This window comes from Marinobacter nauticus ATCC 49840 (assembly GCF_000284615.1).
Lineage (GTDB): Bacteria > Pseudomonadota > Gammaproteobacteria > Pseudomonadales > Oleiphilaceae > Marinobacter > Marinobacter nauticus.
The window spans coordinates 518,914-537,521 of record NC_017067.1; the positions used below are offsets into that span (position 1 = coordinate 518,914).

At 52.3% G+C, this 18,608-nt stretch carries 17 protein-coding genes; 10 read left to right on the forward strand and 7 right to left on the reverse strand.

Translation table 11 applies throughout. From position 1 onward, the window contains the following. Nucleotides 1–12: 12 nt before the first annotated feature. The 4 genes from MARHY_RS02305 to MARHY_RS02320 form a co-directional block, all read right to left on the reverse strand. A complete protein-coding gene (locus MARHY_RS02305) occupies nucleotides 13–2,307 on the reverse strand; it encodes a molybdopterin-dependent oxidoreductase (protein ID WP_041654522.1) in 2,295 nt (764 codons plus the stop codon). 164 nt (nucleotides 2,308–2,471) lie between these two features. Next, complete coding sequence (gene aupB / locus MARHY_RS02310; protein ID WP_014420411.1) at nucleotides 2,472–5,663, reverse strand: alkane uptake protein AupB; 3,192 nt, start codon at nucleotides 5,661–5,663, stop codon at nucleotides 2,472–2,474. A gap of 11 nt (nucleotides 5,664–5,674) precedes the next feature. Continuing rightward, complete coding sequence (gene aupA / locus MARHY_RS02315) at nucleotides 5,675–7,012, reverse strand: alkane uptake protein AupA (protein WP_041654523.1); 1,338 nt, start codon at nucleotides 7,010–7,012, stop codon at nucleotides 5,675–5,677. Between the two features lie 299 nt (nucleotides 7,013–7,311). Continuing rightward, complete coding sequence (locus MARHY_RS02320; protein ID WP_014420413.1) at nucleotides 7,312–7,866, reverse strand: PEP-CTERM sorting domain-containing protein; 555 nt, start codon at nucleotides 7,864–7,866, stop codon at nucleotides 7,312–7,314. Nucleotides 7,867–8,302: 436 nt separating this feature from the next. On the opposite strand from MARHY_RS02320, the gene MARHY_RS02325 reads away from it, so the two are divergent. Next, entirely contained in the window at nucleotides 8,303–9,241 is a 939-nt protein-coding gene (locus tag MARHY_RS02325) for a hypothetical protein (RefSeq protein ID WP_158011862.1), read from the forward strand. A gap of 124 nt (nucleotides 9,242–9,365) precedes the next feature. On the opposite strand, the gene MARHY_RS02330 is transcribed toward MARHY_RS02325, so the two are convergent. Beyond that, complete coding sequence (locus MARHY_RS02330; RefSeq protein WP_014420416.1) at nucleotides 9,366–10,127, reverse strand: PmeII family type II restriction endonuclease; 762 nt, start codon at nucleotides 10,125–10,127, stop codon at nucleotides 9,366–9,368. After that, nucleotides 10,124–11,290: a DNA cytosine methyltransferase gene (locus MARHY_RS02335; protein WP_041654525.1), complete on the reverse strand. Its 1,167-nt coding sequence runs from the start codon at nucleotides 11,288–11,290 to the stop codon at nucleotides 10,124–10,126. The genes MARHY_RS02330 and MARHY_RS02335 overlap by 4 nt, the downstream gene beginning before the upstream one ends. Nucleotides 11,291–12,142: 852 nt before the next feature. Between MARHY_RS02335 and MARHY_RS02345 the strand changes: the two genes are divergently transcribed. From MARHY_RS02345 to MARHY_RS18350, 3 genes are all read left to right on the forward strand, one after another. Further along, nucleotides 12,143–12,817, forward strand: a complete 675-nt coding sequence (locus MARHY_RS02345; protein WP_014420421.1) for an SOS response-associated peptidase — start codon at nucleotides 12,143–12,145, stop codon at nucleotides 12,815–12,817. 412 nt (nucleotides 12,818–13,229) lie between these two features. Next, entirely contained in the window at nucleotides 13,230–14,345 is a 1,116-nt protein-coding gene (locus tag MARHY_RS18345) for a DUF262 domain-containing protein (RefSeq protein ID WP_050998994.1), read from the forward strand. Further along, nucleotides 14,342–15,754 (forward strand): ATP-dependent nuclease, encoded by a 1,413-nt coding sequence (locus MARHY_RS18350; RefSeq protein ID WP_050998995.1) that lies wholly within the window; start codon nucleotides 14,342–14,344, stop codon nucleotides 15,752–15,754. Before MARHY_RS18345 ends, MARHY_RS18350 begins: the two co-directional genes overlap by 4 nt. Nucleotides 15,755–15,765: 11 nt before the next feature. On the opposite strand, the gene MARHY_RS02360 is transcribed toward MARHY_RS18350, so the two are convergent. Continuing rightward, nucleotides 15,766–16,461: an XRE family transcriptional regulator gene (locus tag MARHY_RS02360; protein WP_014420424.1), complete on the reverse strand. Its 696-nt coding sequence runs from the start codon at nucleotides 16,459–16,461 to the stop codon at nucleotides 15,766–15,768. 130 nt (nucleotides 16,462–16,591) lie between these two features. Between MARHY_RS02360 and MARHY_RS02365 the strand changes: the two genes are divergently transcribed. Genes MARHY_RS02365 through MARHY_RS02390 form a run of 6 tightly spaced genes read left to right on the forward strand, consistent with a single transcriptional unit; the run spans nucleotide 16,592 to nucleotide 18,473 of the window. Next, nucleotides 16,592–16,795, forward strand: coding sequence for a hypothetical protein (locus MARHY_RS02365; protein WP_014420425.1), 204 nt, complete (start codon nucleotides 16,592–16,594; stop codon nucleotides 16,793–16,795). Further along, complete coding sequence (locus tag MARHY_RS02370; protein ID WP_014420426.1) at nucleotides 16,792–17,070, forward strand: hypothetical protein; 279 nt, start codon at nucleotides 16,792–16,794, stop codon at nucleotides 17,068–17,070. The genes MARHY_RS02365 and MARHY_RS02370 overlap by 4 nt, the downstream gene beginning before the upstream one ends. Next, nucleotides 17,067–17,399 carry a hypothetical protein gene (locus MARHY_RS02375; RefSeq protein ID WP_041654527.1) on the forward strand — a complete coding sequence of 111 codons (333 nt, stop codon included), beginning with the start codon at nucleotides 17,067–17,069 and terminating at the stop codon, nucleotides 17,397–17,399. Before MARHY_RS02370 ends, MARHY_RS02375 begins: the two co-directional genes overlap by 4 nt. Then, nucleotides 17,396–17,659, forward strand: coding sequence for a hypothetical protein (locus MARHY_RS02380; RefSeq protein ID WP_014420429.1), 264 nt, complete (start codon nucleotides 17,396–17,398; stop codon nucleotides 17,657–17,659). The genes MARHY_RS02375 and MARHY_RS02380 overlap by 4 nt, the downstream gene beginning before the upstream one ends. Beyond that, nucleotides 17,656–18,210, forward strand: coding sequence for a hypothetical protein (locus MARHY_RS02385; RefSeq protein ID WP_041654529.1), 555 nt, complete (start codon nucleotides 17,656–17,658; stop codon nucleotides 18,208–18,210). The genes MARHY_RS02380 and MARHY_RS02385 overlap by 4 nt, the downstream gene beginning before the upstream one ends. Further along, nucleotides 18,207–18,473 carry a hypothetical protein gene (locus MARHY_RS02390; RefSeq protein WP_014420431.1) on the forward strand — a complete coding sequence of 89 codons (267 nt, stop codon included), beginning with the start codon at nucleotides 18,207–18,209 and terminating at the stop codon, nucleotides 18,471–18,473. Before MARHY_RS02385 ends, MARHY_RS02390 begins: the two co-directional genes overlap by 4 nt. Nucleotides 18,474–18,608: the final 135 nt, after the last annotated feature.

Consider the following 18,608-nt stretch of genomic DNA (forward strand, 5'->3'; position numbering starts at 1 on the left):
GAGGCCACATTATCAGGCCGGTTTCTGTTGAGGTTCGGGTTGCCAGACTCTGACATCAACTGCCTGGCCGTTCAAGACCGAGGTTCCCGACACCGGATCCACCAGGGCATCATCCAACAGATCGTTGATGCTGACCCCGGCGTGGGACGATGCCACTGATTGGCCGGTGCCTGATCGATGGTGACCCCAACCGTGGGGGATGGACACCACACCCGGCATAATGTCCTCGGTGATTTCCACCGGGATCACCACGTCTCGCCCCTGAACCGAAACCTCGGCATGATCTCCGGGGTTCAACGCTCGTTTGCTGGCATCGTCCGGGTGAATAAGCAGGGTGCAGCGGCCTTTGCCTTTGACCAGGCGCTGGCTGTTGTGCATCCACGAGTTGTTGCTGCGGACATGGCGACGGCCAATCAACAGCAGGCCGTCAGCGGTGGCAGATTCAAGGGTAGCCTGCATGCGCTCCACATCCGCGAGATAGCGGCGAGGTGCCATCTGAATCAGACCATCGCGGGTGAACAGCCGCTCCGGTAACGCCGGTTGCAGGGGGCCGAGGTCGATGCCATGCGGTGCGGCTTTCAGAGCAGAAAGTGATAGGCCTTTAGGTAATTCATCCCAACGTCGATTGAGTGGACTCAGCCGGGCCAGACCTTTGAGGGGGTTACGTTCCGGAAGAATGTCCATCACCAGTTCGATGGCGGTTTGGGCCAATGGGCGCACCGGGCCGGCGTCGGCACCATAGGGGCCTGTTCGCAAGAGCAGATCCAGAATCGGATCTGGTCCCAGTTTTTTGAACGCCCTCCAGCCCATTTCCGAGCGTATGGGCAGGCGCCCGCCTTTGCGCTGTTTTTCCAGTCGGTGCGCCAACTCCAGCAGAATCTGCCAGTCGTGGCGGGCGTTGGCCGCCGGCGGAAACAGTGCTTCGCTGTATTTGGCCACGTTGCGTACGGCAAACTGACTGAAGATCAGATCATAGTGACTGCGCTCCAGGGCCGCCGTTGGCGGCAGAATGACATCAGCATGGCGGGTGGTCTCGTTCAGGTAGTAATCCACGGACACCATGAAATCCAGCCCCTCCAGGGCCGACTCCAGTCGCTGGCCGTTAGGGCTCGATAGCACAGGGTTGCCGGCGACGGTCACAAAGGCACGGACCTGACCTTCGCCCGGTGTAAGCATTTCATCGGCCATGGTGCTGGCCGGGTACTCTCCCGCAAATTCCGGTAGGCCGCGAACCCGGCTGTGGCGCTTACCGAAATGCCCGCGCTGACCGGACATGGCGCCAAGCGCCACCAGATCCACCGCCGGTTGGGTAAACAGTACGCCACCGGGTATATCCAGCTTGCCGGTCAGGATATTCAGGCAGTAAGCCAGCCACGTGGTGGTACCGCCAAACGCCTGAGTGCTGGTGCCCATTCGGGTATACAGAGCTGCCCGTGGCGTTTTCGCCAGTTGTCGCGCCAGCTGTCGGATGGCCTCAGCCTCAATGCCGGTGTGCCTGGTTACCGCTTCCGGTGAGAACGGCAAGGCGGCCAGGCGAAGAAGATCGACGTCTTTCACCAGCCGCTCGGCCGCGCCGGGGTCCACCAGGTTCTCTTCGAACAGAGTGTGTACCATGGCCATCAGCAGGAAGGCATCGGTGCCGGGTCGGATAAAATGGAAGCTGTCGGCCAGGCGGGCGGTTTCGGTGCGTCGGGGGTCAATAACGATGAGTTGCCCACCGCGTTGCCGCAGTGCTTTGAGGCGGCCCCGGATGTCCGGTACGGTCATCAGGCTGCCGTTCGAGGCCATCGGGTTGCCGCCAATACAGATGAACAGGTCGGTATTGTCGATGTCCGGAATCGGAAATAGAATCTGGTGACCAAACATCTCCAGGCTGGCCAACATGTGGGGTAGCTGGTCGTTGGACGTGGCAGAGAAGCGATTCTGGGTGCCGATGGCCCGCAAAAACGGCATGGTGGTCATCAGGGCGCCGTGATTGTGAACATTGGGGTTGCCGAGGTAGACCCCGATACTGTTCCGGCCGTAGGTTCTGCGAATTCCATGAAGCTTCTCGGCAACCAGGTCAAAGGCGTCCTCCCAGGATAGCTCTTCCCAGCCCTGGGCAGTTTTGCGTATCGGCTTCTTCAGGCGCTCCGGGTCTTCATGCAGATCCTGAAGTGCGACGGCTTTGGGGCAGATGTGGCCCAGGCTCAGAGGATCCTGATCGTCGCCCTTGATACTGGTGATTTTGCCGTTGTTGACCTCAATGGCAACGCCACACATGGCTTCGCAGAGGTGACAGGTGCGGTAGTGGACGCCGTTTTCCATGCAGGCTCTCCCGGAATTCTTGTTGTTGGGTTTCATATTGCAACCAGATTATCAGGAAAACGACCCGGAATGAAAAACCGATTGTGATTGTGGCCCCAAAAGGCCCATAAAAAAGGCCAGTCCGGAGACTGGCCTGAGGAGGGTAGACCTGAGTAACCCGTGTTCTATTCGTACTGAGCCGGAATTTCCTTCACCGGGTTGGATATAAAATTCAGGTAGACGCCTTGCTCGGGGATGATCAATGGGATTTCCGTATTGATGATTCCGAGGGCGACAGCCTCTACGTCGATGTGGGGGACATTGAAGTTCCGTTGTTCGATCTGCATCCGGCCGTCATCAAAGAACACCACACGCCCTTCCAGTTCCAGAGTGAAAGGATAGCCAAAGAGGTTGTGAGTCAGTGGCAAGTCTGTGGGAATTCCGAGGATGGACGCGGTTGCCTTCAACCCGGGGGCATCAAGAAATAGCTCGGCTTTGGTTTTGAAAATCGTCTCACCCTGATCATTCTCGGTGATGTAACCCGGAATCAGGCTGTTTCTGGCGCAGGATGCTCCCGTACATTCAGGATCGTCCTTGGCGTAGCGCATTCTTAATACCTGGGGCCCGGTGCTGGAAACCGTGCTCAGCAACGACAGGTGAACGTCGAGAGACGTGGTCGCCAGTTGGGTTGGGTAAAGCAGCACTTTGACGGCGTCTCGCCCGGTGTCGGGATCCACGGTAGGTCCAATAACCTCCGTATTCAGAGCGTAGGTCTGATAGATGAATTTTTTGCGGGGGCAATCGGCACCGTCAACCGCACAACCAACCCGGGCATCCTCGGCATGGTCCTGGGTTACGAGCAGTTTTGCGGCGTTTGCCGAGGGCAAAAAGCCTTCACTATCGCTCCCTTGGTGATTAAATGGCTCAAGACACGATTCGCTGCCGAGGTCATCGCAGTCAATCGCAAGATTCGAATTGGTGTCCCGAATCGGCAGATTCCGCAGCGGTGTGAAGACTGTGGAGCGCGCTTCTGAACCGGTAAATACGATCTCAAGATTATCAGGGCCATTGTTCCCGTCACCGTCATTGAGGCCTTCCAGCAGATCCGTTTTCAGTGGTATGCCGTCCTCGTCGCAAATCGACGTGTACTGTCCAGGAGTGCAAGTGCCGCTCTGCTCTGAGGAGGCCAGAATGTAGCGGTAATGCGCACCGACCTGCCACGGCTGCTCTGGGTAGAACCGGATGCGCTGGTTGTTTTTCTCTAATCGGCCTGCCACCTGTTGGTTCAGGACGGTAACGGTACCGTTTGCTTCCTGTGCAATTTCCTGAACGGTAAAGGTCTCACCGACGATGACTGAATCCAGATCGAGAGACTTGGAAAACACGACCGTGATTGGCCGGTCCGCCGGCATTTTGCTGACGGGTAACACGTCACCGGCGTTGTTGGCGTCGGCGGTCCAGCATTTCCCGAATACGCCGTTTTCCAGATCCAGGGTGTTTTCGTAGTCGGTTTCACATGGGTAGCCAGGGTAGGTCGTCAACGCCAGGGGGAATCCTTTATTTCCCGGGCTACCGTTTTCTTCAATGCTATCGAGCTCAAAGCTTAACGGAGAAACCATCGCGCGGTTGCCCGCCAGGTCTGTAAGTCCGTCGACAGACACGGAATACGGTACGCCATGCTTCAAGCCACCCTGCGGATTAAGCACAAGCGCTGTTCCATCCAACCGAGCCTGAAGGTTAGTTACCGGTGCACCGTTTTCAATGAGTTCGACACCATTCTCGACAGATGCCGGATCAAGCGGCTCATCAAAGAACAGAATGATCGGGTCACCCGGGCGCTGCATGGACTGTCGGGTTGCCGGAACGGCGTTCGCAGGGCCGGGCATCCAGCTCACCAGGCTGGGTGGTGTGGCATCCAGTTCCCGCAGGTTCTCGGCATCCAGAACCGAGTCGGCATCGGTTGCGGCCTGCAGATGGAAGGCAATGGTGGAATCGGTGAATTCCTGACCCAGCAGGTTTGGTTCCACCATGCCGATGGCGTCGATGGTCAGAACGCCGTCCCGAACCAGAGCAATGCCGCGCAGTTCAACCCCCATCAGATCCTGGGACAGCGCGGCATTCGGCTGTGCTGCCTCCGTGTTCATGGATACGTCCATAAACAGGGTGATATGCCGCGGGGCATTGATGTCATCGGTGTACTGGTTCGGGCTCATGTAGCCGGATGCATCCGAGAGCATGGTCACTTTGATGGTGCCGGTTTGCTGGTCTTCGCCGGTCGCGGCATCCAGAACCTGTACCTTGCCACCCACGAGTACGTTCAGGCTGGTGCTTTTCAGCACACTGCCCTTGGGAATACGCAGCGGCAGTGCTTCGTCAGCATCAAACGCCGGGGCGTAGGCGAGCTCTGCAAACAGGTCCCCGGTTTGTTGAGAGGGGCCGGCTTCGCCCTGGAGTACCGAGTTGAGCGTTACGGCATTGAGGGCCTGGCCGTTAAGCACAGAGGTAAGTTCGCCATTACCGGAATCTACGGCGGTTTGTTGCAGGACAACCGTCGGCCCGGTGTCTCTCGGGGTGAAGGTGAATTCCCCAGTAAAGCGGTTCTCTTCACTGCTGTCCGTCAGGCTGGCGAGGTTGGTCAACTGCAGGGTGTAGGTCTCACCGGTATTGAGAATATCCTGCTTGCTGCCGCACTGCGACGGTTCGGGGGTTACGCAGGGGTCCACCGTAATGCGGTTGCCTTTGACCAGTACCGTCGCCGGAACCTCTTGACCACTGGCGTCCCGCAGCTGAATACTGCCGCCGAGTGATTGCCACTCAGGATGCACCGGTTGTGTCATGGCAAACCGGAAGGTCGAAAAGTTCATGGCCTGGAACGGGCTGTCGCTGGCGGGCACTTGCCAGGCAATATCGAAGGTATCTGCGGTGTTGGCCAGTTCGGCGAGACCCGCATAGGCGCCGCGGGTTGCGAACTGGATGCCGTCATCACCTGTCGCGTTCGGAGTAGTGATTTGCCGGCCGCCCTCGGCTGCCAGTGGCTCCTGGAAGGTCACGGTGAATTCTTCGCCGGTCGCAAGCGGGTTAGCCGGCTCGAGCTTCAGACTTTTGCCACTATCAATCAATGTCACCGTAAAAGGCTGGGATTGGCCGCTACTCTGCAGGATGATCTTGTTCTGCAGGGTTGCTTCATCATCAGTAATGGCGTGTGAGAAGCGCAGTACGATGTCGGCTTTTGGGCTGACATCGGCTTGCCCATCCATCGGGAAGGAATAGACCATCGAACCGGGTCTGGGTTTTTCGTCAATGGACTGTTTGTCGCCACCACCGCAGGCGGCCAGCAAAATGGCCGGAATCAGTGCCAGGGTCTTGTTGTACTTCATGGCAAGCCTCCTCAGAACTTCAGGGTGATGGATCCGCTGAATACGTGGATATCACCATCGGCAGTGACACTGGTTTCGTCACCGTCGTAGTCCACCACGGTGAAGTCGCGCTCCTGCAGTTGCTGGTACTGATAGCCCAGGTCGAGGCGCACCGGGTAGGCGAGCAGGCGGGTGCGGTCGTAAGTGGCACTGATACCAAGGCCAACCACCAGTTTGTCGGTATCCAGGTAGTTGAGCTCCGGATTACGGGTGGTTTTAAGGGGAGACTCTTCGTAGGCAACACCGCCACGAACGGCAAAGTTCTTGTTCAACTGATATTCGGCGCCGAGGCGAGGAATCAGGATGTCGTCGAAACCGATGCGGTTTCCGGAGGCCACGGAACCCTGATCCTTGATGGAGTCGCCGCTGAATTCGTCTTCCAGTTCCGACCAGTTCTGTTGTTCGATACTGCCGCCAATGCGCCAGCCGTCCCCCGAGTATTGGGTACCGATGGCGATTGTTTCAGGCTGGAATGAGTCGATGGTCGTCACAGCCAGGCTGAGCCCGGGATCAGGGATGGTCTGGGTCACGATGATGTTGGAGTCGACCGTGGTTGAGGCCGAGGACTTCGTCCGGTAGGTCAGCGCCGTTTCCCATCCGTTCAGGAAACAGTCAGATTCAGGACAAAATGTGCTGCCCAGATCGATGTTCGTGCCCAAAATGGTCTTCAGAGAAGGCTCGGCATTGACCGCAAGGCGCTCACGGCTGGTTTCGCCGCCCAGCGTGGAGACGGCATCAAGATTAGCGGTCGCTTCAAGCGTTACCCGAACCGAAGCACCGGCGGAAATACCGCGCCAGATCGGGGTTGCACCACCGATGTTAAGGAACAAAGGTTCTTTCCCGTATTGAAGGAACTGTCCGCTCTCGCTGGTTTCAGAGCTGAAAGCCAGCATCTCCTTACCGTACTTTTCCACGCCCGCAATAAACCCGAGATAGATGGGGTGCCCGAACCGGGTGAGTGACCCAAGGTTGGTCTTCATGCCGATCAAAACGTGTTGGCTAGGGGAGTCGGAGACAATGTCACCGCTGGCGTTGGGATTATCGGAGCGCAGCTCCTGTTCAGAATGGAGGATACCCGCCGTAAGCTCGCCACGAGGATCTTTCGTCAGTGCTGCCGGATTGTAGTAGGTGGCAGAAACCTGCTCATTGAACATCGAAAGGGACTGGGCGGTGGCCACATCGACCGGCATTACACCATAACTGGTGCCCAGGTTGCCCATACTGGCACTGGTGGGCATGGACAGGGAGGCGGAAACTGCTGCAACGGCAAGGGATACCGCCCGTACTGAGAATCGGGGGGAAAGAACCATGTATACACTCCGTTCACTCATTGTTTTTGTGCTCAGTCCCGAGGGATTCCTTTCAGGACTGGTACGCTTGTTCAGGTTTTAGTGTATGAGGCTTGTCTGATCGGGACGTTGGCATTTTTGACACGACAAGGTGTCGGTAGAACCACGTACCTAAAGAATTGTCTAAAACGGCTGAAAACTCATGAGCTTAAAGGGTGGGCTTCTGTGTATTTCTGTTACTTAATGTTTGCGGTTTTGTGAACGGGCACAAAAAAAGCTCCCCGAGGGGAGCTTTAACAGCATGTAAAAAATGTCGACACTCAGGCAGATTTCTGTAACTTTCTTCTGATTGTGACCATGCCCAGAATGCCAAGTCCCAGCAGGCCCAGTGTTCCTGGCTCAGGAACCTGTACAGGAACGGACTTGCCAAAGATCGCTACATGAGAAATGGCGCCTCTGTTTGGATAAAAGCCCTGAAGATCCAGTACGTCCTGGCCATTCCAGCTGCCGATGTTGAACAGGTATTGTGGCTCGTTGCCGTCTTTGACAACCAGGTAACACTCAGGGCACACAATGTAGTCCGGGCCATCCCAGCTGATCACCGCGTTGTTAGGGTCTCCGGTGAAACTGGTGGAGTAGAAGGATTGGTAGGAGCCTTCTTCCGGGCCTTCGTAGTTGGACTTGTAAAGCAAAGTGAGATCGGACGTTCCAAAAAGGGCTGCAACGTCACCGGCGTCAAGCGCTGGATTTGGGGGGCCTACGTCGACAGTTTTGTCGGCGTCTGCGGGGCCAAGGATCAGGGCCATAGCCCCAGCAGACCAGGTTAATGCCAGAGCCGCAATAACGTGTGTTATCTGCTTTGTAATCTGTTTCATTTTTCACCTTCTCTCAGGGCAAGCCCTGAACGCAGTGCGGCGAAGCCGCGATCTGTACTTACGTCTGACTTTCAGCACAGTGTGTGCCAATAGGATTATTTGACGTTAAAACAGAGGCTTGGGCAGTGCTTAAGAGAAGGTTGGAGGCGTATGTGTAAATAAGTTGGACAGGAGTGAGTTGGGTGCGGGTTGGGGGAGGAGTTTGGGAGATGGTGGGCCCAGCTGGACTCGAACCAGCGACCAAGGGATTATGAGAGCCTTGAGTAGTATGATACTACCACCACATAAAACCACTATTCTCAGTAAAACAAAGACTTGTGAAAACGTGGAGCCACAGCCTTCCACATAAAACCGTAGAGCCGTTGTCACTTCGTTGACACCAACGCCATGATTCGATTAGCTATCTAAACGTGGTCGGTCGAAATGGAGATTGGGCGTGACGGAGACCAAAATCCCGTTTGGGTATCACATCGAGTCTGGACGTTATGTTGATGTGAGAGACGTCCCCAGCGGAATGGAGTGCGGCTGTAAATGTCCAGGTTGTGACCTTCCACTTGTGGCACGACATTGCCAGGAAGGTCGTGTCGATCACTTTGCCCATAACACTAGAGGCCAGGATAAAAAGGTCTTGGAGGAGTGCACCTTCTCCTATTGGGTCTCCATTTCGGCAATGACTCGTCAAATCTTCAGTGAATCGTCCAGTTTTGACATTGCTATGCCTGCCTATACCTATCCACGATTTCCTCCATGGGAAGGCTACAAGCCAGATTTTGTTTGTACTAAAGCTTCTACTCTTCACCTTGAGAACATTACAGTTGATCGTAGCTTTTCCGGTGAACATTTTGATGTTGTTGGTGAGCACCTGGGTTTTCCGGTCGGAATAAAGCTCATCCACCCCGAGAAAAAGGATGTAGGTGATTTTTCCGGTTGGCACTATAACGATAAAAAAGGCGTAGTAATTTCTATAGATCTTTCACATGCGAGAAGGGGGTTCCAGCACGCCAAGATACCGTTGAAGGATATACTCAGAGAGTCCATTTCCAAAGATACTGAGGGCAAAGGGTGGGTATACCATCCGAGGATGGACCACTACCTGAAGAAGCGAAAAGCACAGGGTAGTTTTGTTGAGTCCCAAAAGCCTGGAAAGAAGAGTCGGAACGGATTGAATGATACCGAGAAGTCGATGTTTCGCTCTCCTGGTCGCGACACTTCAACCGTTACTGGAATGTATCGCAATGAAAACGGTGAATACCTTTTTTATTGTAGAAAATGCGATCATCAGGTTCTGAAGAATGCCATGCAGTGTTTTTGTGATAAGTGCTTTGGCGTTATGTATCGAATACATAAGATTCAGACAAATGATAAGAAGTTATGACTAGTTTTGCAGGACAGATTCGGCGGACTAAGCCGCGTAATGGGCCTGACCTTGGTGGGCAAGCTCTACAAGTCAAAGGGGTTACTTGTCTCCTTGATTTGAGAAAGTAACCCTCGCGATTCTTTTAACCTTTAAGTTTTTCCGGCCGTTCGATACCACTGTTATATTTGAATATCTTCTGCCAGTTCAGAGTGCCATCTTCATCTACAAAGTTTAAGGCAAGCTGCCTCAAAAGCCTGCTTTTTGTTTTGATATACTCTGCATCGTATACCTCTTTGTGTTCTGACGCGTATTTACCAATCGTGTCAGATATACGCAAGTAAAAATCGTCCTCACCAGAGATGAGTTGCCAGAACGCTTGGCCTGCATGCTTTTCGGTTGAACTGGTCTTTTTAGCTGTATGTCGTCCGTAACCATATCCCAAGATTGGGCGGATTTCCTTTCCCATCTTACGCAATCTGGCTTGCAACTCCTTAAACTCGGCACTCTGTCCTTTTGTGCTTTGAGCGTTAAAGATGTTCGTGCCGGACTTTACAGCTATGGCTAAGAATGCGTTTGCAGTCTCGATGGCAATATCCATTCCAGATGCGCTGCCGATTGAGACGGTAGTGTTCTTTTTGTCTTTGTTGGCTGCAGTAGCTGTCCAGTATGCGAGAGGCTCAAAGAAATCATTGCCGAAAATGGTTTCATCAGAACTGGATAGAAAGGCATCTAGCATCGCCTCTATCAACTCGTTTGGATCTTGAATACCGACAGATCTAAAAAGGAAGGGATTCTTTTTCAGGAGACGCTGTAAGTCGATTTCTGCAAGCTTTTCAAAACGTTTTTTATACAGGATGTCCAACAATCTCTGTATTTCGGCGTCTAATTGAGCTTGATCAATCATTGCGTTTTCCTTTTCTCAATCTCTTCAAACATTTTCTTGTGTACTGATGTTCCGCGCATCCTTTTGGAGCGGATTTGGCTATTGCCGAGCGCCACTGACTTTAGCATCTCTCCTATGGCCTCACCCAAAGGAATCGGAACGGCGTTTCCGATTTGTTTGTAACAGTTGGCCATTGATCCTTTAAATACCCAATTGTCTGGGAACCCCTGGATCCTCGCATACTCTCGAACTGAAAGTGGTCTCAGTTCCCTCGGGTGGCACAACAAGGTTGCCTTTTGAGATGGGCTCGTAACCAAAGTGGGTGAGGGCTCACTAAAACTCAGTCTTCTGTAAAACCCAACTTTCCCCCCTCCTGATTCGTAGGCGCCACCCATGGCTTCTTTCACAACGTTCTGAGGAAGAGATTTCCAGTTCCCGCCTTCGGGTATCATTTTTAGATAGGGGATTAGTTTGCTAGAGATTTTTCCGCTCGGACCAGGATCATCGAGGTCAAGAATCGCGTCTCCGAGGGTTCTCCATCGCATTTTGGGGTTCTGATGAAAGTGGAAGTGCGTAGGCATTGGGATGTAGATGCCTTCGTTGTCTCTACTTCCGATGATTACTAAGCGTTCCCGAAACTGAGGTGTGCCGTAGTGAACCGCGTCCAGTACGCCATGAACTGTGTGGTATCCAAGCGCTTTGAATTTTTCCAGGATGACCTGTAAGAGAGCGCGTTGGTGTTCTGTGCCTTTGTCTACGAACATTGAAGCGAGGCCTTTAACGTTTTCCATCACGAAAAACCTCGGCCTTATAGTGTCCACGACATGAACGAACTGTTGGTAAAGCTGACCTCTCTCGTCTTCTTCGCCTTTTCGTCTGCCCGCAGTTGAGTAGGCTTGGCATGGTGGCCCGCCCACAACAGCGAAGACATCCTGTTTCCTTACACCACCAGCCTTCAACAGGAAGCCGCACTCTGGATCTTCCTCTATCAGCTTTCGAATATCGCCTTCAACAGCCGTGTGCCCATTGGCTCGGATGGTTTCAACGCACCATTTGTCGAAATCTTGAGAAACAGCTACGTGGAGTCCAGCCTTTTCTAAGCCAATATCGAGACCCATGCCGCCGGAAAACAGGGAGACGACGGGGAACGCAGGGGTGTTGGATAAAGAAACAGTCTTAGTCATAGATTCTTGGCTATAGTTCAAGGGGTTATATTCGGGTGAGCCGACTATCTAGCCTGCTTTTTGCTTGCCTACTATCGCCGTTTTTCAGGTTCGGCGAACAAGCTTCGCTATATTGCAGTTCGAATTCGCAAGCTGATAAGGTTATACGATAGGAGGTGTCTAAGTAAATTAATTGTTAGATTATTGATTTTAAAGGAAAATGAAACTCATCTTGACGTTGGGGCTATCTGGTTCGGAAAGGTCGTAGTTCGACAAAGCTCTATGATTAGTTGTATTCAAATTTGTTGACCTTTAGTTGTCATCATCCCCAGGCCCACGCCAATTAGGCATGTTCCGATACCGGTCAGCAAAAGACGGCCCGACATTTGAGCCCCCAGGAAACGGCTGCTTTATCTGTTTCAAGCTCTGCATCCACCCCCGCTCGTATGCATTGAATTCTGCAGACCCTGATCGGTAGGGATTCTTGTAGACACCCTTCTGGGTGAAATAATCGTACTTGCCTTGCCTGATGATTGAGTCGATTTTCTTTTCGTCTGGCACGGTCTCCCTCCTTGGCACTTTTTCTGCCACTGCTTGAAAGATAGCCAACTATGAACTTACCTGTAAAGTGAAGCTACCTACTTAGGAGGAACCATGCCTTTCTACGTTATTAACCTAAATGCGCAGTCAGGATCGCGAGATAACGAGGTGCATGAAAGAACCTGCTCCTACATTCGGCAATCGCGTGATCTGAAGGACTTGGGTTTTCACTTTTCCTGTCACGAGGCCATTGCAGACGCTAAGCGGCAGGGACACCAAAATGCCGACGGTTGTTATCACTGCTGCAGGCCATGCCACACTGGTTAAAGCGCTATGTGCGGCCGATTCAACGTATCCGACGACCCCTTAGTCCAGGGCCTCCTGGATGAACTCGGCATCCCGCTCCGGATTGAGCCCCGGGTTAACATCGCCCCCGGAGCCAAAGCCCAGGTCGTCTACGAAACCCACCAGGGCCGCACCCTGCAGGACGCCATCTGGTCACTGCTCATAGAACGCAAACCAGACGGCACCGGCTACCGCCCCTCACCAAAGTACAGCACTTTCAACGCCCGATCGGGCAGCCTGGGCACCAGCCCACTCTGGAAGAAACGCTTTCACAGCCAACGGGCCATCATACCGGCCAGCGGCTTCCATGAATGGACAGGTGAGAAAGGCCACAAACAGTGCTACAACATCCACCCGGCTGACAGCGCCATAGCCTTTGCCGGCCTGTATGAGCTGTGGGACTTCCAGGAGGAAGTGGTACCGTCGTTCACCATCATCACCCTGCCACCACACCCCAGGTTCAGCCACATCCACCCGAAAAGCATCCCGCTCATGCTCAACCGGGAAGACTTCGACATGTGGCTGGACCCAAGCCTGACCAATACAGACCCATTCCAGGACTTACTCAAAACCCGAATCCGGCAACCCTTGCTGGTAGAGCCCATAAGATCACCCGCCACCTTGGAACAAACCGGCCAGGCAGAACGAATCGAACCGGATTAACCGGCATCACAGAAAGGGCAGTGTAGGTAAAGTCTCACGTCGGATTAAGACAAAACGCCTAAACGTAACAGCGTGTAACTGTAAACTGGCAGTGAGCCGTTTGGTCAGGAAGACCGGGGCTCACCGCCGGCAGGGATGCCAGGCAAGCGCGACACCTGCAGAGTGGTGTGACCTCAGGGAGAGTCCTGATCGATCAGTTACTGGTTTTCGCAAACTCTTACTCCTAAGAGCTTCCTCCCGATATTGCTCCCTGCAATCTTCCTAGTTGGATGGGTTGTTCATCGCAGTGGAGTTTGCCGATATTTTTTTTTATCTTCTTAGCTGCTATCTTCGGTGAATCGGTATAGCTGGTCACTGGTTTAAGTTCGTTTAAGTGATTGCTTTATTCTCTTTTCTGAAATTAAGGTTGAACATGAAACTTTCATCGGCTGACCCCGATCTTCAAACGATATGCTCCCGTATTCATGACGGTGAGATCGACTTGCAACCTGACTTTCAACGAGATTTAGTCTGGTCAAAGCAGAAAAAACAAAACCTCATTGATACTATACTCCGCGGCTGGAAGTTTCCTCCGGTGTATTTTGTTGTACCGAGCGAGGGCTTTGTACTAGATGTTTTAGATGGTCAGCAGCGACTCAACGCAATTTACGAGTTTTATCAAAATGGATTTCCTATTGATGGTAGTGTTCTTCCGTATGATCCTATGATCAAGAGTTTGGACAAAAAATATTTTAGTGAACTCCCATATGATATAAAAAAAACTTTTCTTAGATATACTATTCGTGTATATGAGCTTGATGACTATAAAAATGACGAGCCACACGAACTGTTCTTTAGACTGAACCAAGGTAGTAGCCTCACACCGGCAGAGAAGAGAAATACTTTATATGGCCCCGTCCGGGAGGAAGTGCGCCGATTGGTTAGTTTAATGCTTGATTTGGGCTATGGTGTCGAAACGATAGGTTTCGCAAATAATCGTTATTCTTACCATGATGTAGTTTCTCGACTCATATTTATTTTGCAAAATCCTAGGCACCAGAAAAAAATCACTGACTCAGATTTGGTTGAGTTCTTTCGGGAGTCACCGGGTCCTGATAGTCATACTGTTCACCAGGCGGAGACTGCATTATATCGCCTGGCTTCTGCGTTTAGTCATAAAGTTAAGTTAAACAAAGCCACTCTTTTAACTTGGCTCTTGTTTTTCTCTAAAGCTGATATCGATCAAAGTATAATCTGGGAATTTGACAAAGCTAGAGAAAGAGCGAAAGAGATCTTGTCAGTGTCAACTGGCTTGGATTATCTTATCTACTTATATAATGAAAAATCATCGACTAGTGTGAATGATGCGCAGCCAGTTAAGATTCGTCTTTTCTGTGTCTATGCATTTGCCGCTATTCATAATTATCCGTTGCCCGATGAATATTCAACGAAAGTTCGTTATGTTCTTGATCATATTTCTAATAACAACGACTTTTCCGAAGATTATTTGGCATCATTGCTTTCTCATGTTCAGTGGGGGCAAGTATGAGATCGGCCGCGATAACACGGTGTTGGGAAAAAACCAAGGAAATTGATGCTTACCCAGTGTTTTTGAAAGAAATAAAACAGATAAATGCCGGTTTTGTTGCAAATCGCCGGAGTAATCTCGTATTTAGGCCTGATGGTGTTTGTGCACTTGTTGGGAACGTTGGTGCTGGTAAGACTAGTTTTTTTGAGTTTCTGTGCGATAAAAATTATTCAAGAAGGCAGTTTTTAGATCAGATTGTAACGTTCAAGGACGGCTCTGTCGTAAGGGTTCCAGACAAAAATATAAACGCGATTATAATTGACCCATCGAGAGAGCTTAGAGAATTAAATTCTATTATTTTCCAGTATGCGAGCACTTTTGATCAAAATGATACTTATCAATGGTCTGGCGACGAACTTTCATTATTAAAATATGTTTTAGGTGAGGACTATCAAGCTATAGGGTTCGAAGAAATTGAAACGGCGAACGGTTATGTTCCTAGATTTGTAATAAATGACGGTTTTAGGGATCTAGACAATGCTGTTCTTTCTCAAGGTGAGCAGTTGGTTCTTTTTCTATATTGGTGTTTGACCAAAAAACATAGCCGCCCGGGGCTTTTTCTGATTGAGGAACCTGAAATTGGTTTATCTCCAGCTACTCAGACAAGGCTCCTTGACATGCTTGCTGTTGTGTCATCAGAGCGAAAGAAGCAATTTATAATTTCAACGCATTCCCCTTCAATTGTTTCTGCGCTAGGTTCAAAAAATGTTTTCTTAATGAAAAAAGATAGAGTTTGTTACTGGTTACCCTCCAATGAGGATAACTCACTTGAGGAGCTTGGTTTAAAACTCGGGAAGAAACGAATTGTCTTCGTTGAGGATCGAAAAGCTGGCTTGATGTTGGAGTATCTTCTATCGATCTATGGTAGCCGCTTTATGCGCAGGGCTGAGATTATTTTTTTGGGTGGCGAATCCCATGTATATGAGGTAGTTAACAGAATTCAATCGGTGCCCTCAGAGATCAGTTTCATAGGGGTTCTTGATGCTGATGAGAAAGGCAACAAGAAATACGAAGCTTCAAAGGCTGATTTTTTGTTTCTTCCCGGCAGTTTTCCTCCTGAGATCGAGGTTTCTCGTGTTATCAAACGATACCCCGATCGGTACGCGGGGCAGCTCATGATACCAACTGGTAGGGTTCTTGAGTCTTTGGAAAGAGTGCGTGGCTTGGACGGGCATGACTTTTTCGAAGAGCTAGGAAAGCAAATTTTTGGACAGTATCGGAATGAAGTTTTTACAGCAGGTGTTGCTGTTTGGTTTCTTGTTTACGACGGCAGAACTGAAGTTGAGCGTCTATTAGTGGAGCTTGACCCGGCTATTTCTGGCTCTACCATCGTTTCGGTAAACCAAGAATACCCGGTCTCGCGAGGCTAAAAAATACCGATTCATAGGTCTTTTCCCACCCAGACCACTCTTCCTATTACCTCAAGAGTTTCCAGGTCTGAGCTTGGAATTTCTTGGGGCGGGTATTCTTTGTTGTCGCTAAGTAGCTGAACCCCATCGTTCCAAAGAGTCTGAATTCTCTTAACGAGTAGATGGTCCCCATTCCGAATTACATAGATGTGCCCGTCCCGTAGCTGCCTTTCACTCGTATCCACCATCACGGTTTCGTTGTCGGAGATTGTCGGTTCCATGGAATCGCCTTTAGCAAACACTAATGCTAGGTCCTGCTCATGAAAACCTCTGAACCTTAGCCATTTTCGGCGAAAAGCCAGCTCCCTGGTCGGTGATTCGTCACCGGCAATGGCCCCGTGCCCTGCAGCAACCTGAACGTTGTAACCAGGTATCAGGGCAAACTCTTCCTCAAACTGTGAATCCGATTTTGTAGGTAGCTTGCCTGTTGCCAGCCACTCTACTGAAACATTCGCCGCTTCCGCGATGCGCAATAAATTGTCTAATCGAGGCATAGCACCGTTTAGGATCGCTCTTAGAGTGCTGTCTCCCATTCCCGCTTTCTGCGCAAAGCTGCGTGCTGACTGAGCCCCTATCAGCGATTTAAGTCTTTCGGAGAAACCTGTCTCATCAACGTTTTCTTGTGAACTCATCATCGGCTCGCTGCAAAATTTCACGGTAATTAACAAAAAAATGCTCTATGTAAGCAAATAAACGTTGACCGCGCCTCAAGCGCAAGCTATATTTTGCTCATCAAGCAATTAAACGCGCACTGGTGAGCGTATAAATGTGTAAAACAGTGTAGCAGAGTGCAAAACAGTGGACGAGCAAAAACAGATCATTCTGATAGCCACGCCGGTGATGAGCCAGGAGCGCTACGCCCAGCTCACCGGGCTCACGGAAGGGCAGGTAAGGGGCCAGATCGAAAAGGGCCACCTGCCGTCACTCAAGATTGGCCGCGTCCGGATGGTGAACATCGCCGCCCTGTCGCAGCGCGCACTGGACCAGGAGGACTGGCAATGACTCCGGACGTTCGCAACCAGAAGAAAACCAACATGCGTCTGCGTTTCCAGCAAGCCTGCGAAGCCTGGGGCACTGGCGACTACGAACTGGCCGCCTACCGCGCCAGCCAGGTCTCTGATATGGCCGCCTCTTATATGGGCATGGATTCTGACCTCTACTGGTACGGCATCCGCCTGAGCATCGCCTGGGGTGAATTCATGCTCCAGGACGACACCCGCGACTTTAATGCCTGGGCAGTAGGGCAGGCCTGCACCGCACTGAGGGCTGCCGCATGAACATTGCTGCCCAAACCCTCGACCTATTCGCCAGCGTTGCCGCCCCTGGTGCCTTTGCCCGGATACACAACCGCGTGTACCTGCAATTCCACCACACCGGCTGCCGCGACTTCCGTAATCAGGAAATTGAGTACTTCGTGTCGGTGCCCCGTGGCTGGCGTTACGGACTCCCGATGGTTGTGCCGATGGATGCCACCGAAGAAGAAGTGTTCCAGTACTTCCTGGACAACAGCCTCCAGTACTTCAACCCGATCTGGCTGGAACTCGGCAACATTGATCACCCCGATTTTCCCAGGGAATACCTGGAAGACATGGAGGTCGACTTATGACACCCGCCATCCGCGAACTCAAAAAGCACCAGATCCGCACCCTGTTCAACGTCGCCATCCAGCTGCTGGACAACGGCGACCGGGAAACCTCTTTCGAATGCCTGATCAAGATCCAGGGCATGATGGCCGCCTTCGAACAGCTGGATAACGTGCTCTGTGCCTACGCCAAGCTGGCCGAATCCGCCTTCATCACCTACGCGCAGTCGCGGTCGATCAGCCCGTTCATGCACACCGTCCGCATGGAGGCCAGCATCCAATGATCAAGACCCGATACCAGAAACCAGGGCAGGGCATGAAACTTTCACCGGCCCTCAAAGCCGCCACTTTCGCGTTTCAACGCCCGAACTCCGAACCGGTCAACGTCTTCAAAACCGGCCTGACCGCGTTGCAGAACGACGACATAGACGCCGCCATCCAGTCGGCTGCCCGCCTGTTCATCCTCGGCAGTCTTCACAACCACGCCTTGGCGCACAAACTCAATGGCCACCTCAGTTCCGCCATTCTGACCAGACAACTGCGCCAGAATCGTTTTGCCTTCCAGGGCCCGCGCCCGTCCTCTGCACTCACCCCAGCCACCCTGGAAGGTCTTTTATCCAACCTCCTGCAGAGGCTGAGCCATCTGCAGGAGGTGCGCACCGACTACCCGTGCGACTACATGGCCCGCTGCAAAGCCGGCTTCACCGACGCCCTGATCCAGGAACTGGAAGCCAGCGGCTACCACAGCCCGGCGTTTGATCGCCTCATTCAACTGAGGGACGCCTGGGACTGCGGCCAACTGGACTTACCCAACGTCACGGAGACCCAACCATGACCCACATACCGCCGAGAAAAGACCAGGTAGAAGACAAAGAGCGCCGTTTCTACGTGTGCGCCCCGTCCTCCATCTACTTGCAACTGCAGCAGGAAGCCATCCAGCGCGGCACCGACCTCTGGACCCTCGGAGGTTCCGTCCTGCGCGCCTGGTTAGAGGCCGGCTGCCCGAACTTTGGCAAACAGGCCAAACACCCTGAAAAGCCCTCGAGTCCGCCCCCGTCATCGTCACCACTCGCGCACGAAAAGGGGGGTGCTCAGTGAGCGCTGCAAGGCTGGCGCGCAGCGCCAGGGCCAAAGGCCCCCTGGCCTTGTGGCGGTCAGTGAGTGGCCCACAGTGCGCAGAAGGAGTGGTGAGGATGCCGGGGGAGGACGCCCGCCCCTTGATTCCGAACCATG

Excerpts from the sequence above, each read along its gene's own strand:
- MARHY_RS02345 (WP_014420421.1), top strand. The coding sequence starts at position 12,143 with ATGTGCGGCCGATTCAACGTATCCGACGACCCCTTAGTCCAGGGCCTC.
- MARHY_RS02380 (WP_014420429.1), top strand. The coding sequence starts at position 17,396 with ATGACACCCGCCATCCGCGAACTCAAAAAGCACCAGATCCGCACCCTG.
- MARHY_RS02330 (WP_014420416.1), bottom strand. The coding sequence starts at position 10,127 with ATGATTGATCAAGCTCAATTAGACGCCGAAATACAGAGATTGTTGGAC.
- aupB (WP_014420411.1), bottom strand. The coding sequence starts at position 5,663 with ATGAAGTACAACAAGACCCTGGCACTGATTCCGGCCATTTTGCTGGCC.
- MARHY_RS02370 (WP_014420426.1), top strand. The coding sequence starts at position 16,792 with ATGACTCCGGACGTTCGCAACCAGAAGAAAACCAACATGCGTCTGCGT.
- MARHY_RS02320 (WP_014420413.1), bottom strand. The coding sequence starts at position 7,866 with ATGAAACAGATTACAAAGCAGATAACACACGTTATTGCGGCTCTGGCA.
- MARHY_RS02335 (WP_041654525.1), bottom strand. The coding sequence starts at position 11,290 with ATGACTAAGACTGTTTCTTTATCCAACACCCCTGCGTTCCCCGTCGTC.
- MARHY_RS02385 (WP_041654529.1), top strand. The coding sequence starts at position 17,656 with ATGATCAAGACCCGATACCAGAAACCAGGGCAGGGCATGAAACTTTCA.
- MARHY_RS02375 (WP_041654527.1), top strand. The coding sequence starts at position 17,067 with ATGAACATTGCTGCCCAAACCCTCGACCTATTCGCCAGCGTTGCCGCC.
- MARHY_RS18345 (WP_050998994.1), top strand. The coding sequence starts at position 13,230 with ATGAAACTTTCATCGGCTGACCCCGATCTTCAAACGATATGCTCCCGT.
- MARHY_RS02390 (WP_014420431.1), top strand. The coding sequence starts at position 18,207 with ATGACCCACATACCGCCGAGAAAAGACCAGGTAGAAGACAAAGAGCGC.
- aupA (WP_041654523.1), bottom strand. The coding sequence starts at position 7,012 with ATGGTTCTTTCCCCCCGATTCTCAGTACGGGCGGTATCCCTTGCCGTT.
- MARHY_RS02305 (WP_041654522.1), bottom strand. The coding sequence starts at position 2,307 with ATGGAAAACGGCGTCCACTACCGCACCTGTCACCTCTGCGAAGCCATG.
- MARHY_RS18350 (WP_050998995.1), top strand. The coding sequence starts at position 14,342 with ATGAGATCGGCCGCGATAACACGGTGTTGGGAAAAAACCAAGGAAATT.